This window comes from Ornithinicoccus hortensis (genome assembly GCF_006716185.1).
Taxonomy (GTDB): Bacteria; Actinomycetota; Actinomycetes; order Actinomycetales; family Dermatophilaceae; genus Ornithinicoccus; species Ornithinicoccus hortensis.
The window spans coordinates 1,816,349-1,830,149 of sequence record NZ_VFOP01000001.1 but is presented as its reverse complement, the minus strand read 5'-3'; the positions used below and the strand labels follow the sequence as shown (position 1 = coordinate 1,830,149).

The 13,801-nt window shown below is 70.0% G+C and carries 13 protein-coding genes; 7 read left to right on the top strand and 6 right to left on the bottom strand.

Annotation, left to right across the window (positions count from 1 at the left end; translation table 11 throughout):
• Nucleotides 1–4: 4 nt before the first annotated feature.
• The 3 genes from FB467_RS08440 to FB467_RS08430 all read right to left on the bottom strand — a co-directional run bounded on the left by FB467_RS08440 (nt 5) and on the right by FB467_RS08430 (nt 4,091).
• Nucleotides 5–1,354 (bottom strand): MFS transporter, encoded by a 1,350-nt coding sequence (locus FB467_RS08440; protein WP_141786550.1) that lies wholly within the window; start codon nt 1,352–1,354, stop codon nt 5–7.
• Between the two features lie 59 nt (nt 1,355–1,413).
• Nucleotides 1,414–2,325, bottom strand: coding sequence for a 3-hydroxyisobutyrate dehydrogenase (gene mmsB, locus FB467_RS08435; RefSeq protein ID WP_141784710.1), 912 nt, complete (start codon nt 2,323–2,325; stop codon nt 1,414–1,416).
• Nucleotides 2,326–2,477: 152 nt separating this feature from the next.
• On the bottom strand, nt 2,478–4,091 hold the full coding sequence (locus FB467_RS08430) for a protein kinase domain-containing protein (RefSeq protein WP_141784709.1): 1,614 nt from the start codon (nt 4,089–4,091) through the stop codon (nt 2,478–2,480).
• 69 nt (nt 4,092–4,160) lie between these two features.
• On the opposite strand from FB467_RS08430, the gene lipB reads away from it, so the two are divergent.
• From lipB to FB467_RS08405, 5 genes are all read left to right on the top strand, one after another.
• Nucleotides 4,161–4,802: a lipoyl(octanoyl) transferase LipB gene (lipB, locus tag FB467_RS08425; RefSeq protein WP_141784708.1), complete on the top strand. Its 642-nt coding sequence runs from the start codon at nt 4,161–4,163 to the stop codon at nt 4,800–4,802.
• A 141-nt stretch (nt 4,803–4,943) separates the two neighbouring features.
• Nucleotides 4,944–5,939, top strand: coding sequence for an ABC transporter ATP-binding protein (locus FB467_RS08420; RefSeq protein WP_141784707.1), 996 nt, complete (start codon nt 4,944–4,946; stop codon nt 5,937–5,939).
• Nucleotides 5,936–6,922, top strand: coding sequence for an ABC transporter permease subunit (locus FB467_RS08415; RefSeq protein ID WP_141784706.1), 987 nt, complete (start codon nt 5,936–5,938; stop codon nt 6,920–6,922). The genes FB467_RS08420 and FB467_RS08415 overlap by 4 nt, the downstream gene beginning before the upstream one ends.
• Nucleotides 6,923–7,079: 157 nt before the next feature.
• Nucleotides 7,080–8,105, top strand: coding sequence for a lipoyl synthase (gene lipA, locus FB467_RS08410; RefSeq protein ID WP_141784705.1), 1,026 nt, complete (start codon nt 7,080–7,082; stop codon nt 8,103–8,105).
• A gap of 5 nt (nt 8,106–8,110) precedes the next feature.
• Nucleotides 8,111–8,893, top strand: a complete 783-nt coding sequence (locus FB467_RS08405) for a DUF4191 domain-containing protein (protein ID WP_141784704.1) — start codon at nt 8,111–8,113, stop codon at nt 8,891–8,893.
• Nucleotides 8,894–8,910: 17 nt separating this feature from the next.
• Here the strand turns inward: FB467_RS08405 and FB467_RS08400 are convergent, their stop codons facing one another.
• A complete protein-coding gene (locus FB467_RS08400) occupies nt 8,911–9,369 on the bottom strand; it encodes an RDD family protein (RefSeq protein WP_141784703.1) in 459 nt (152 codons plus the stop codon).
• A gap of 123 nt (nt 9,370–9,492) precedes the next feature.
• Here FB467_RS08400 and glnA point away from each other — a divergent pair, with 123 nt between their 5' ends.
• A complete protein-coding gene (glnA, locus tag FB467_RS08395; RefSeq protein ID WP_141784702.1) occupies nt 9,493–10,917 on the top strand; it encodes a type I glutamate--ammonia ligase in 1,425 nt (474 codons plus the stop codon).
• Between the two features lie 243 nt (nt 10,918–11,160).
• On the opposite strand, the gene FB467_RS08390 is transcribed toward glnA, so the two are convergent.
• Nucleotides 11,161–12,393 carry a Fic family protein gene (locus FB467_RS08390; RefSeq protein WP_141784701.1) on the bottom strand — a complete coding sequence of 411 codons (1,233 nt, stop codon included), beginning with the start codon at nt 12,391–12,393 and terminating at the stop codon, nt 11,161–11,163.
• A gap of 136 nt (nt 12,394–12,529) precedes the next feature.
• Between FB467_RS08390 and FB467_RS08385 the strand changes: the two genes are divergently transcribed.
• Entirely contained in the window at nt 12,530–12,886 is a 357-nt protein-coding gene (locus FB467_RS08385) for a hypothetical protein (protein WP_141784700.1), read from the top strand.
• 79 nt (nt 12,887–12,965) lie between these two features.
• Here the strand turns inward: FB467_RS08385 and FB467_RS18985 are convergent, their stop codons facing one another.
• Entirely contained in the window at nt 12,966–13,151 is a 186-nt protein-coding gene (locus FB467_RS18985; protein ID WP_228393306.1) for a helix-turn-helix transcriptional regulator, read from the bottom strand.
• Nucleotides 13,152–13,801: the final 650 nt, after the last annotated feature.

Genomic DNA, 13,801 nt, shown 5'->3' with positions numbered 1-13,801 from the left:
TCGATCAGGAGCCGGACCTCCCGGCGATGACCCGGCGCCGGTCGTCTTGGTCGATCTCCAGCAGCGAGGCTCCCTTGGACTCGCGCATCACCAGCGCCGCGATCAGGCTGACCGCGGCGGCCACCGCGATGTACCCGGCGATCGCGGTCCAGTTCTCGAACTGGCGCAGCAGCGCGGTACCGATCAGCGGGGCCCACGACCCGGCCACGATGGCGGTGACCTGGTAGCCGAGGGACACCCCGGAGTAGCGCATCCGGGTCGGGAACATCTCGGCCATGATGGCCGGCTGCGGGGAGTACATCAGGCCGTGCACGACCAGCCCGAGCATGATGGCGCCCAGGATCATCGGGGTGGACTCGGTGTCGAACATCGGGAAGGCGATGAACGGCCACACGATGGCCGACCCGGAGCCGATCAGGTAGATGGTCCGGCGGCCGATCCGGTCCGAGAGACCACCGAACGCCGGGACCACGAAAGCGTGCAGGATGTGCGCGAAGAGCAGCAGGGTCAGGATCCGACCCGTCTCCACGCCGATGTGGTCCAGGTAGGTGATCGAGAAGGTGACCACCATGTAGTAGAGGATGTTCTCCCCGAAGCGCAGACCCATCGCGGTGAAGACGCCCCGCGGGTAGTGCCGGAACACCTCCATCAGGCCGTAGCCGGCGGCGGCCTCCTTCTCGACCTGCTCCTTGGCGGCCTTGAAGATCGGGGAGTCGCTCACCTGGGTGCGGATGTAGTAGCCGATGGCCACGATGACCACGGACAACCAGAACCCGACGCGCCAGCCCCAGGACAGGAAGGCCTCCTCGCTGAGCGCACTGTTCAGCACCAGCAGCACGATGGTCGCCAGGAGGTTGCCGAGCGGGACGCCGGCCTGCGGGAAGGATCCCCAGAACCCGCGGCTCTTGTTGGGGCTGTGCTCGGTCACCAGCAGGACGGCCCCGCCCCACTCGCCACCGAGGGCGAAGCCCTGGATGAAGCGCAACGTGACCAGCAGGGCCGGTGCCCAGTAGCCGATCTGGTTGAACGAGGGCAGACAGCCCATCAGGAAGGTCGACCCACCGATCAGCACGAGGCTGAACTGGAGCAACGACTTGCGCCCGATCCTGTCCCCGATGTGCCCGAAGACCACACCGCCGAGCGGCCGGGAGATGAAGCCGACCGCGTAGGTCCCGAACGCCAGGATGATGTTGTCCAGCGGGTTGTCGCTGTCCGGGAAGAACAGTTGGCCGAAGACCAGCGTGGCCGCCGTGCCGTAGAGGAAGAACTCGTACCACTCCACGATGGTGCCGGCCATGGAGGCGCCGACGACCTTGCGCAGGTAGGACATGTCCGCGGTGTGCTCGTGCTCCATCCGCGACTGTTCGACGGCGAGCTCCTCGGCCCCGTCCTCCGGACCCTGGGTGTTCTCGCTCATGCGGTCTCGCCTCCCTCGCTGATCGTGCCGTCGACGATCTTGACGATCGCGCTGCAGTCCTTGTCGGCATACCCGGCCTCGCGCAGCCGCTGGTACATCGTCGCCGCGTGCCGCCCCAGCTCGAGCGTGGTGCCGGTCTGGTCGGCGGCCGCCACGGCGAGCCCGACGTCCTTGAACAGCAGTTCGGTGGAGAAGGTGGCCGCGAAGTCGCGGTTGGAGGCAGCGGTCTCCACGATGCCCGGGATCGGGTACCAGGTGCGCAGCGCCCAGGAGTCACCGGAGGAGACCGAGGCGATGTCCCAGAAGACCTGCGGGTCCAGGCCGAGCCGGTCCGCGAGGACCGCGCCCTCGGCGGTGGAGACCAGGTTCATCGACAGGATCAGGTTGTTGCAGATCTTGGCCGCCTGGCCGGTGGTGGGGCCACCGGTGGGGATGATGTTGCCGGCCATCGGCTCGATGATCTCGCTGGCGGCCGCGACGTCTGCCTCGGCTCCGCCGACCATGAAGGTCAGCGTGCCCGCGGCGGCGCCGCTGATGCCGCCGGAGACCGGTGCGTCCACGAACCGGAAGCCGGCCGCCTTGGCCCCGTCGTGCAGCGCCTGCGCCGACTCGATGTCGATGGTGGAACTGTCCACCAACAGTGTCCCGGGCGCGGCGTTGGCAAAGATCCCGTCCGGGCCCTCGTAGACGGCACGGGCGTGCTCACCCTTGGGAACCATCGTGAAGACGGCCTCGGCCCCGGCGAGCGCTTCGGCGATGCTCGAGGCCCGGGTCACACCCCCCTCGGCAGCGGCGTCGAGCGCCGCCTGTGAGAGGTCGAAGCCCTGCACGGTGTGGCCGGCACGGACCAGGTTCGCAGTCATCGGCGCGCCCATGTTCCCAAGCCCGACCCACGCGATGGTGGTCATCTGTCACTCCTTTGTCGTGGCCGCATCCTGACCCCGTGTGGTCCCGATAGCCGGCTCAGGGCGGGACTATAACGACCCCCCGAACCACGACGACAGCCAGCAGCCCGGGTCCGATCGGTCGGTTGCTGCTTCCGTGTGGCAGGCAAGCGTTCTCAGTCGACCGCCCACGACCAGATGCGCCAGCCCTGCCCGTCGACCCTGCGCAGCTCGAAGGTCACCTCCTCCCGGCTGCCGGGGTGCGGCTCACCCGACCGGCCGTCGCCGACGACCTCGTATGCCGACCGCTCGACCCGTGCGCGCACCACGAGTCCGTCGGTGCCGGGCTCGAGCACCGTGACTCCGCTCGCGGTGAAGGCCAGGTCGCGGTAGGTCAGGCCACGGTCGGCCGCCTCGGTCAGGTCGGCCCGGTCCGTCTGCCACGCGACGGAGTCCGGCGCGTGGACCCGCGCCAGGAGGGAGGGGTCCCCCGCCCGCCACGCGGCGGCCCGGGCGTCCAGCAGGTCCTGGAGGTCCTGCGCCACCTCGCCCCCGTTCTCCTCCGCCGGTGACTCCGGCTCCTCCGTCGGCGCCTCCGGTTCAGCGGGTTCGTCGGGTTCTGGGGGTGCGGCGGGTCCAGTTGTCTCGGCCGGAGGGGAGCCGGTCGCCCGCGCCCCGTCGTCCGCGGGTGGGGTGGTCCGGACGGCCCCGTCGGGGAAGGTCCCCTCGCTGGTGACCACGCCCTCCGGGGCGTCCAGCACCCAGGCCGCGGCCCACCGGACCCCCAACAGTGACAGCGGCAGCAGGACGGCCGCCACCGCCGACCCGAGCAGGATCCGGGAGCGGCGGCGGTGGCGCTCCCGGTCCCGCCCCCTCGCGCGCCGGTCGCGGCGGGAGACCGGCTCCCCCACGTCGGCCGCGTCGTCGGCACCGAACGGGTCGACCGCCGCGGCCCGACGGATCCGTTGCGTCAGGCCGGCCGCCGGGTCGGCGCCCGGTCCGAGCTCGATCGGCTCAGCCGGCGCCGCGTCGAAGGCCAGTGCCGCCACCTCTTCGGCGTCCGGGCGGTCGGCGGGCTCGGGCTCCAGGCAGGCCAGCACCAGGTCGCGCAGCGCCTCGGGCACCTCCGGGGCCAGTTCGGCCAGCGACCCCCGCGTCCCGACCCACCCCGGCGGGTCGCCGACCAGGCAGGTCCAGGCGACCGCGCCGAGGGCATAGACGTCGGCCTCCGGTCCCGGGGGAAACCCCTCCAGGAGCTCGGGGGCGACCATACCGTCGGTCCCGTGGACCGCGGTCGGGGTCTCGCCCGCCACCCGGCACACGCCGAGGTCGGCGAGCATCGGCATACCGTCCCCGAGGAACAGCACGTTGCCCGGGGACACGTCACCGTGGACCACACCCGAGCGGTGCAGGTCGGCCAGCGCTCCGGCGAGCGGGACGAGCAGCGTCACCAGCTCCCCCGCGCTGAGGTGACCCCGGCCCGCGAGCACCCCGGCCAGCGAGCCCCCCTCGGCCAGCTGCATCGCCAGCGCCACCGCCGCGGGCTGGCCGTCCGGTCCGGGCAGCGGCACCACGTCATACAGGTGGACGACGTGGTCGTGGCGCACCCGCGAGAGGACCGCGGCCTCCCGCAGTGCCTCCGACAGGCCGCCCGCCCGGACCGGCAGCACCTTGACCGCCAGCATCCGGTCGTCGGCCAGCCGGCGGGCGCGCCACACCCGGGCGCTGGCCCCCGCACCCAGCAGGGTGAGGACGTCATATCCGGGGATGCTCGGGTAGGCCTGCTCCATCCCGCCACTGTGCCCCGGACCGGGCGGGCGCGGGCGCGTTGTCCACAGGCGGCTGGGTAGGCTGCCGGTATGCGCGTGGAAGACCTCGGCTTCGCCCCCTCGTTCGTGGACTACCAGCAGGCCTGGGACCACCAGCGCTCCGTCCACGCCCGGGTGGTCAGTGGCGACCTGCCGGACACCCTCCTGCTGCTGGAGCACGCCGCCGTCTACACCGCGGGCAAGCGCACCGAGCCCCACGAGCGCCCGACCGACGGCACGCCGGTCATCGATGTCGACCGGGGCGGCAAGATCACCTGGCACGGACCCGGTCAGCTGGTCGGCTACCCGATCGTCCGGTTGCCCTCCCCCGTCGACGTCGTCGCCCACGTGCGTCGCCTCGAGGACCTGATGATGGGGGTCTGCTCCGACCTGGGGCTCACGACCGAGCGGGTCGAGGGTCGCAGCGGGGTGTGGTTCCGCGCGGACTCCCGGGGACCGGACCGCAAGGTCGGGGCCATCGGTGTGCGAGTCAGCCAGGAGGTGACGATGCACGGCTTCGCGCTCAACGCGAACTGTGACCTCTCCTGGGCGGCGCCGATCATCCCCTGCGGCATCCCGGACGCCGGGGTCACGTCGCTGTCGGCCGAACTGGGCCGCGAGGTGACCGTCGCCGAGATCCTGCCCCTGGTGCGGTCCCGGGCAGCAGCGATCACCGCCTCCCAGGTCGCCTAGCTTCCCGCGGCCCGGCGGGGACGGGCTCCCCGCCGGATCGCACCGCGGGTCGCGCTCGCGCCTCCCACCGTTGGGCCACCCTCCTGCGGTAGACCTGTCCTGTCGCGTCGACGTCGGGTCGGGCGGGCAGGGAGCACGAGCATGGGGAACAGTCCCGACGGCGGCAACGCGGTCACCACCCGGGGGTTGCGCAAGTCGTTCCGGTCCGTGCGGGGCCGCCGACCGGCGGTCCACGGGCTGGACCTGGACGTGCCGGCCGGTGGTGTGCACGCCTTCCTGGGCCCCAACGGCTCCGGCAAGACCACCACCATCCGGATGTTGCTCGGGCTGCTGCACGCCGACGCCGGCACGATGCACATCTTCGGCGCACCGGTCCCGGCACGGCTCCCCCAGGTGATCGACCGGGTCGGCGCGATCGTGGAGTCCCCCAAGTTCTTCCCCGCCTTCACCGCGGAGCAGAACCTGCGCCTGCTGGCCGACGCGATCGGCACGCCGCGGGAGCGGGTCGGCCAGGTGCTGGAGGCGACCGGGTTGCACGAGCGGGGCAAGGACAGGTTCGCCGGCTTCTCGCTGGGGATGAAGCAGCGGCTGGCGATCGCCGCCACCCTCCTGAAGGAACCGGACCTGCTGATCTTCGACGAGCCGACCAACGGGTTGGACCCCGCCGGCATCCACGAGATCCGCCAGACCATGCGGCGGCTGGGTGACGAGGGCCGGACCGTGCTGGTCAGCAGCCACATCCTGGCCGAGGTGGAGCAGATCGCCGACACCGTCTCGATCATCGGCCGCGGCCGGGTCGTCGCGCAGGGCAGCGTGGCCGGGATCATCGGCGCCCAGGGGGCGGAGGCCCTGGAGGTCACCGTCCCGCAGGCCGACCGCGACCGTGCGGTCGGCGTCCTCCGGGGCGCCGGGCTCGAGGTGGCCGGGGACACGGGTCCGTTGGCCGTGGTCGGCGCCCCGGACCCCACGCAGGTGACCCGGCTGCTGGCCGAGCAACGGATCTACCTGTCCCGGTTGGTGCCGGTGCGCCGGGACCTGGAGTCGGTCTTCCTGGAACTCACCCGCGAGGACGCCCTCGGCGCGCCGAACCCCCCGGCGGGGAGCACGCCCGGGACCTCGACGGAGGAGCGCCGATGAACCGGTTGACCCTGGTGGAGCTGCGGCGGCTGGGCTGGCGCCGCCTGGTCTGGGCCGTCCTGCTGATGGCCGTCGGCGTCGTCGCGTTGACCCTCTACGGCGTCAACGACATGGTCCGTATGTCGAGCGCCGAGCTGGCCAACGCGGACCGGTACTACCAGGAGGCGGTGCAGGACTGGGAGGTCAACGGCGAGCGGTACCACGAGGAGTGCCTGCAGGACCAGGAACGCGAGCGCGAGGCCACCGGTGACGACACCCTCGACTTCGGGTGCGACCAGATGGTCGCCCCGGAGCTGGCGGACTTCCAGTGGGGGCCGGAATCGCTCTTCGTGCAGGTCAACGAACTCCTTGCCCAACTGGTGTTCCCGATGCTCTTCCTGGTCCTCCTGGTGGGGGCCACCGCGACCGCGGCCGAGTTCGGCGCGCGGACCATCGGCACCTGGCTGACCTTCGAGCCGCGCCGCGACCGGGTGTTCACCAGCAAGGTGCTCGCGCCCGGCCTGTGGGCGGTGCCGGTGTCGGTCGGCTACCTCGTGCTCGTCGTGGCCGGGGTGTCGGCTGTCTTCCGGCTGCACGGCGTGGACGACCACATCAGCAACGACGAGTGGGCCGACCTGGCCTGGGTCGGCCTGCGCAGCGTCGCCGTGCTGGCGCTCGTAGCGGCCGCGGGCGCGGCGGTCGGTCTCGCGGTCCGGCACACCGCGGCGGTGCTGGGCATCGTGGTGGGCTACCTGGTGACGGTCGAGATTCTGCTCGCCCAGTTCTTCCCGGGGATCGCGCGCTATTCGCTGAGCAACAACATCCTGGCGTGGGTGAAGGGGGGCCACGAGTGGGAGACCTGGCGCTGCCCGAGCGACGGAGGAGAGTGCGAGGCCATCTCGCACGTGGTCAGCACCACGGAAGCGGGCACCCTCCTCGGACTGGTCGTCGCGGCCACCCTGGTGGTCTGTTGGTTGGTGTTCCGTCGTGCCGACGTGAACTGATGGTGTCGGTCGGTCACGGAGTCCTGTCAGGACTGCGACGTCGCTCTGCTCAGGTCTCCCCCGAACCCACGGGTTCCCGCACGCGGCCGTGGCATACGCTGGGCCGTGATTGCGCTGTCACGTGCAACCACCGTCTTCGACACGAGGGAGTAAGCCAGTGGCCGTAGCACCCGAGGGTCGCCGCATGCTGCGGGTCGAGGCCCGCAACGCGGAGACACCGATCGAGCGCAAGCCGTCCTGGATCCGCACCACCGCCAAGATGGGGCCGGAGTACACCGCGCTGCACTCGATGGTGAAGAGCGAGGGGCTGCACACGGTCTGTCAGGAGGCCGGCTGCCCCAACATCTTCGAGTGCTGGGAGGACCGCGAGGCGACCTTCCTGATCGGTGGTGAGCAGTGCACCCGCCGCTGCGACTTCTGCCAGATCGACACCGGTCGCCCCGCCGACCTGGACCGTGACGAGCCGCGCCGGGTCGCCGAGTCCGTGGAGCAGATGGGGCTGCGCTACGCCACCATCACCGGTGTCGCGCGCGACGACCTCGTCGACGGCGGCGCCTGGTTGTATGCCGAGACGATCCGCAAGGTGCACGAGCTCAGCGAGAGCACCGGTGTGGAGATCCTCATCCCGGACTTCAACGGCATACCCGAACTCGTCGGCCAGGTGATCGACGCCGCCCCCGAGGTGTTCGCGCACAACGTGGAGACCGTCCCCCGCATCTTCAAGCGGATCCGCCCCGCCTTCCGCTACCAGCGCTCGCTCGACGTCATCACGATGGGTCGCGAGGCCGGCCTGGTGACCAAGTCCAACCTGATCCTGGGGATGGGCGAGGAGGACCACGAGATCGAGCAGGCGCTCCGGGACCTGCACGACGCCGGCACCGACCTGATCACGATCACCCAGTACCTGCGGCCCTCGCCCCGGCACCACCCGGTCGAGCGGTGGGTCAAGCCGACCGAGTTCGTGCACTGGAGCGAGGTCGCCAAGGAGATCGGGTTCAAGGGTGTGATGGCCGGTCCGCTGGTGCGTTCCTCCTACCGCGCGGGCCGGCTGTACGCCCAGGCGATGCAGCAGTGGGGCCGCGAGATCCCGGAGCACCTGGCACACCTGGCGAAGAAGGCCGACCTACCGGCCCGCCAGGAGGCTGCCTCGCTCGTGGACCGCCCCGTCGCCGACGTATCCTGACCCCTATGTCCAGCAACACCGACGCCAGCGCGCCCGAAACCAAGCGCGGCCTCTTCCGGCGCAAGAAGAAGGTGAAGGACCCGAACAACCCGGGTCGCATCGCCCAGTTCCGCCAGGTCTTTGCGATGACCCGCAAGCAGGACCCCAGCGCGGTCTGGTGGATGGCGCTGGCCTTCCTCGTCGTGATGCTGGCCGCCCTGCTCGTCGGCATCTGGCTGGACCTCGTCATCTACGTGATGATCCTCGGCGTGCCGCTGGCGGTCCTGGCCGCGCTGGCCGTGCTGGCGCGCAAGGCCGAGCGTGCCGCCTTCGCCCAGATCGAGGGGCAGCCGGGCGCGGTCGGCGCGGTGCTCGGGTCGCTGCGCCGCGGCTGGTTCTACGACCAGGAGCCGGTGGCCGCCGAGGCCGGCGGCAAGATGCGGGGTATGCGTGACCTGCACAACGCCGCGATGATCTACCGGGCCGTCGGCCGGCCCGGTGTCGTGCTGATCAGCGAGGGCCCCAAGGGTGCCGCGCTGAAGCTGAGCCAGTCCGAGAAGCGGCGGGTCAGCCGCGTCGTCGGCGCGGAGGTGCCGGTGCACCTGATCCGGGTCGGGACCGGCGAGGACGAGACCCGGCTGTCCAAGATGACCAAGTCGATGAAGAAGCTGGACAAGAAGATCACCAAGGACGAGGCGATCGCGGTGCACCAGCGCCTCAAGGCGCTCGGCGTGGCCAAGGCCGCGGTCCCGGCCGGGGTGGACCCCCGCCGTGCCCGGATGGACCGCCGCGCGCTGCGCGGCCGCTGACCGTCCGATTGGGTCCGTCAGCGGCTCCGCACGATGACCGTCCTGGCCCACCGGTCGTGCATCCCGCGACCGTCGGCGTCCCAGATCAGGGCGGGGATGGCCAGGCACAGCAGGACCGTCCGTATGCCGCCGCGCGCGAAACCGGGGACGCCCGCCACGAGCGTGGGCCCATCGGGAGCCCGGACGGGTTCGGCATACACCCGCAGCACCTGCAACCCGACGATGCGGTGCCCGATGGTCGTGCCCAGGGTGGAGACGAGCAGCAGGTTCTCGACCGCGAAGACCGCCAGCGGCGCGAACGACGCGGCGCCGGAGGCCTCCCCGAACCCCAGCCCCAGCGCCGCGTTCGCGATCAGCAGGCAGAGCACCCAGTCGATCACCACGCCGGCCAGGCGGCGCGGGAACGTCCCGATCGAGCCGCGGCCCGCCTCCGGGAGTCCGAGGCGGTCACCTGGGTAGGGTTGGACGACGGTCACCCAGGCAGGGTATCCGGCGAAACATTGGTGAAACACTTGGGTCACGACCGGGAAATGCCCCGGTCCTAGGGTCGTCGCAACTCGGTCCCCCGGCCGGTCAGCCACGAAAGTACAGGAGTTCACATGTTCAACAGCGCACAGGAGGTCCTCGCCTTCATCAAGGAGGAGGACGTCCGCTTCATCGACATCCGGTTCTGCGACCTCCCGGGGGTGATGCAGCACTTCAACGTGCCGGCCGCGACCTTCGACGAGGAGGCGTTCGTGGCGGGCCAGATGTTCGACGGCTCGTCGATCCGTGGCTTCAAGGCCATCCACGAGTCGGACATGAAGCTGGTGCCGGACCCCAAGACGGCCTACCTCGACCCCTACCGGGCCGAGAAGACGCTGATCATGAACTTCGCGATCGTCGACCCGTTCACCGACGAGCCGTACGAGCGGGACCCGCGACAGATCGCGGCGAAGGCTGAGGAGCACCTCGCCTCGACGGGGATCGCCGACACCGCCTTCTTCGGGGCCGAGGCGGAGTTCTACGTCTTCGACGACGTGCGGTTCGCGACCGGCCCGAGCGGTGGGTACTACCACATCGACTCCATCGAGGCCGCGTGGAACAGCGGTCGCGCGGAGGAGGGCGGCAACCGGGGCTACAAGACCCGGGTCAAGGGCGGCTACTTCCCCGTCCCGCCCGTCGACCACTTCGCCGACATCCGCGACCGGATGTGCCTGGACCTGGACTCCGTCGGCCTGGAGGTCGAGCGCGCGCACCACGAGGTCGGCAACGCCGGTCAGCAGGAGATCAACTACCGGTTCAACACCCTGCTGCACGCGGGCGACGACCTGATGAAGTTCAAGTACGTCATCAAGAACACCGCCTGGGCCGTGGGCAAGACCGCGACCTTCATGCCCAAGCCGCTGTTCGGGGACAACGGCTCGGGGATGCACACCCACCAGTCGCTGTGGAAGGACGGGGAGCCCCTGTTCTACGACGAGAGCGGCTACGGCGGGCTGTCCGACATCGCCCGGTGGTACATCGGCGGCCTGCTCTCCCACGGCCCCTCCCTGCTGGCTTTCACCAACCCCTCGATGAACTCCTACCACCGCCTGGTGCCCGGCTTCGAGGCCCCGATCAACCTGGTCTACTCCGCCCGCAACCGCTCGGCCTGCGTCCGGATCCCGATCACCGGGTCCTCCCCGAAGGCCAAGCGGATCGAGTACCGCGTGCCGGACCCGTCGGCCAACCCCTACCTGTGCTTCGCCGCGCAGCTGATGGCCGGCCTGGACGGGATCAAGAACCGGATCGAGCCCCCGGAGCCGGTGGATAAGGACCTCTACGAGCTGCCGCCGGAGGAGATCGCCGACATCGACCAGCTGCCGACCTCCCTGCCAGAGGTGCTGGAGGCTCTGGAGCAGGACCACGACTACCTCACCGAGGGCGACGTGTTCACCGAGGACCTGATCTCGGCCTGGATCGACTACAAGCGCAAGAACGAGATCGACCCGATCCGGCTGCGCCCGCATCCGCACGAGTTCGAGATGTATTTCGACATCTGATTTTGGGTGTCTGAAGGTCAGGCGGTCAACGCCAACTATTGACGAAAACCCGCCTCTGACCTGCGGAAACGCCGCCGACGACCTTCGTGGTCGCTCGGCGGCGTTTCTCGTGGTTTTCCACTGGCTTGTTACATGAGTGGTACATGGAGGGGCGGCTGACGCCCGCACGCCACCCGCGTCGCTTACGCCCGGGCGGACGGTTCCCTGCGGACATGACTGCACAACTCGCCGAGTTGTGCAGCCTCAGCCGCGGCGGCCGACGCGCTCGGCGAAGGCGTCGAGCGCGTCGATGACTTCTGGGGCCAGCCAGACCCGGTTGCGGCGGCCAGAGCTCGCCCGGGTGAGGATCTCGACGTTCTCCAACTGCTCGACCGCGCGCTGGGCCGCGGACAGTGCCGCGCCGGTCACGTGCTGGATGTGCGCGACGTTGACGGCGGGTTGGTTGAGCAGGTGCGGGAGCAGTCGTCGTGCAGCCGATCCGCGTCGTGACGCCAGCCGGGTCGACCACCCGTCGTAGATGCGTTCCAGGTCGTCGACCAGCTCGCGACCGTTGGCGACCGCACGAAAGGACGCATTCGCGAACTGCTGGACGATCGGCTCGAGATCGCCCTCGCGATAGGCGGTCAGAGCGCGGAAGTACGCCGAGGTGTCGGTCAGCAGGCCAGCGGAGATCGGCACCGTTAGACGTCGCGTCACGTCCGCGTGGCGCAGCATCGCGTGCACCAACATCCGACCGACGCGACCGTTGCCGTCGTTGAACGGGTGGATGGTTTCGAACTGGGCGTGGGCGATCGCGCACTGCACCAGCACCGGGAGGTCGGCTCGTTGGACGAAGGAGATCAGGTCCTCCATCCCGGCCGCAACGCGCGTGTGGTGCGGCGGCACGAACGTAGCCGTGTGCGGACTCACGGCGTTGCTGCCGATCCACACCTGGGCCGTCCGGAACCGGCCGGGCGCGGCGTACTCGTGTCCTCCCAGGAGCGCCTCGTGGGCGGCCAGGATCGAACCGACGCTGATGTCGTCGGCCAGCTCGACTGCGCGCTGCATCGCGACCACGTTGGCGGTGACGAGTTGCGCGTTGGGTCCGGTCTTCGCTTCGATAGCGGCGAGCGCCAGGGCCCGCGCCCCCGCGGTGACCCCCTCGATCTCGGACGATGACGCTGACTCGGTCCGCAGCAGCGCCGAGGCAAGCGGAGCAAGTTCCGTCGCGGGATCCTCGCCCTCGGCTTGGGCACGCCGCTCCGCGAGGGCGGTGACGTCGGCGTCGAAACGGGTGATCTCCCGGATGGCGTCCTCAACCTCGGCCTGAGTCTGCGCACTGACCGGGACAGACAGGTCGGCAATCCGAGCAGGAACCGCGGCTCGGTACGGACCGCGCGCGGACAGGCGCTGGCGACGGGAGGCGGCACGATCTGGCTCGCGCTGCCACTCGTGGGTCTCCAGCCCGATGGCGAACCCTTCGGCCACGTGGTCCATGAAACGATTTTACACCACTTTATATGCATAAAGTGGTGTATCTGGCCCGCTGTTCCCACTTGCCCCAAAGCCGGTTGCTGACCACCCGAACCCCGGACTGACACACTCGACGAGTGACCACCAGGGACGAGACCTGGTGCCGACCATCGATCATCCACGGCGCGACGACGGGTACGACGAGTCGCTCGAGCTCATCCACGCTCTCTCGCTGCTTGCCGCGCTGGAGGAGGCGACCGACCTCGAAGGACACGCCGCAGCACTCCCCTACCTAGGCATGGCACGCGCCGAACTCACCGACTTCGGACAAATGCGGGTGGAGCGTTACGTCCCCATGGCGGTCAGCGACCTGCATGGCGGACTCCGCGAACTGGAAGATCGGCTGAAGACCCTTCTGGCCAAGACGGGCGTCCCGCAGCACAGGCTCAGAATCGAAGCTGCGCTGAGACTACTCGGCCGCAGTGACCCTGCCTGCGAGCGGCGCTACCGGCGCTGACGCTCCCCCTGCGCGAGGCGCCGTCGGCATGCACCCGCATGCCTGGTCGAAGTATGCATTCGTAGCCGGACTGGCGGCCTCATCCTGCCGGCCGCTCCTGCTGCTTCGCCCACGCGATCACGGTCGAAGGATGCCAGCGCAGGTGCTTGCCGACCTTGATCGCCGGCGGCCCATAGTTCTTCTGCCGCCACGAGTAGATCGTCTGCCTGGGGACGCCGAGGTAGAGCGCGACGTCGTCGATCCACCAGAGCTTGCGCTCGTCCACCGGCTCGCCGGGACGTTTCGGTTGAACCGGTGCACGACGCTGCGGTGGGACCGGTGCGGCGCCGGCTCGCTTCCTCGGGGTGGCCCGACCCTTGCTGCCGGGCTCCGTCATCGGCCAGAGTCCCGGCTGGCCGTCGTCACGGTCTCGTGTCGTCATGTCACTCGTCCTTCCGGTCACGAGGACGACGCTCCGGTCGCGATCGTCCTCTCACAAACGAGAAGCAACGAGAAGGAACCGAGATCGGACAGCGGCCGGCAGGTTTTCTGGCCCATTCATTCGGCCGGTCGCCCATGGACCTACTCCGGCGCCTGACGGATCTCGGTCAGCGCGATCTGAACTTCGGCGAATTCGGGGCGCTCGAGGACGCCGTCTCGGTGAGCGCGTCGGACTGCGTCGAGGACTTCAGAGATCGCGTGGGGCGACTCGAGTACGGCGATGATGCTGTCACTCAGGTCATGCGGCGCCGGCACCGCTGCCCGTGACGGCTCGGAGGCACTCGCGGCGGTGGGCTTGGACTCCGCAGCCGGGGGCGATGAACCCGCCTTCTTCCGTGCCCGGTACGCCCTCTGCCGGCATGCGTCTGAGCACCAGGTTCGGGTCCTTCCCTTGGCGGTCCCCGGCAAGACGGTCGGCAGCGGGCGGCCGCAGCC